Below are 1,017 nucleotides of genomic sequence, written 5' to 3'. Positions count from 1 at the left end.
TCGGCGACCAGCCGCCCGGCCGGGTCGTAGTCGTAGCGCCAGACGAGCCCCTGCGGGTTGGTGACAGTGGTGAGGCGCAGTTCGGTGTCGTAAGCGAAGGACAACCGGGCGCCGTCCGGCCCGGTACGCGCCACCGGCAGGTCGAAGGCCCCGATCTCGAACTCGGTGGTCGCCCCGATCTGGTCGGTGTGAGTGACCAGGTTGCCTTCCGGGTCGTAGGTCCACTCCTCGCTGGCCCCGTCCGGGCTCCGCCGCCACGCCAACCGCCCCTCGGCGGTCCAGCCGAGGTGGATGGTGCCGCCGACGGGGTCGGTCGCCTCGGTCATCCGCCCGGCCCGGTCGCGCCGGTAGGTCGTCACCGCCCCCACCGAGTCGGTCAGCTGGGTGATCAGCCCGGCCGGATCGGTGGCCACCACCACGGTGTTGCCGAGCGCGTCGGTCACCTCGGCCAGGTGGCCGGCCTCGTCGTAGGCGTAGCGGGTGACAGCGCCGGTCGGGTCGGTGACCATCGTCAGGTTGCCGCGCTCGTCGTACCCGCGTCGCCAGATCGCGCCGTCGACGTCGGTGACCACGACGGGCTGACGCAGCTCGTTGTACGCGGCCGTCGCCCGGCTGCCGTCCGGGCGGGTGAGCTCGACCAGGTTGCCGTCGTCATCGTAGGACCAACGAGTCGTCCGCCCGAGAGCATCGGTCTGGGACAGCTTCCGATCAAAACGATCCCAGGTGAAGGCCGTGACATGTCCCAGCGGGTCGGTGACCCGCTCGGTCTGCCCGCGTTCGGTCAAGTCGTAGATGGTGGTGTGGCCGAGTGAGTCGTCCACAGCGGTTTTCCGCGCTGCCAGGTCGTAGTGCAGCCGCGCGGACAGGTATCCACCGGAGCCGGTGGCGGCGACACAGCGGCCCTGCTCGTCGTAGGTGTAGCGGTACTCCTGCGCGTTGCGGTCCTGCCAGCGGACCAACCGACCCTCGTCGTCATAGCCGAACCGCAACGGCAACCCCGACGAGTTGACCACCTCG

At 70.1% G+C, this 1,017-nt stretch carries 1 protein-coding gene; it reads right to left on the bottom strand.

Annotation, left to right across the window (positions count from 1 at the left end; all coding sequences use genetic code 11):
- Positions 1-1,017 (bottom strand): hypothetical protein (locus tag AB0B86_RS33515; RefSeq protein WP_357420636.1); only part of this gene is annotated, 1,017 nt, incomplete at both ends.

Source organism: Micromonospora sp. NPDC049047 (genome assembly GCF_040649135.1).
GTDB lineage: Bacteria > Actinomycetota > Actinomycetes > Mycobacteriales > Micromonosporaceae > Micromonospora.
This window is presented reverse-complemented; position numbering and strand designations above follow the sequence as displayed.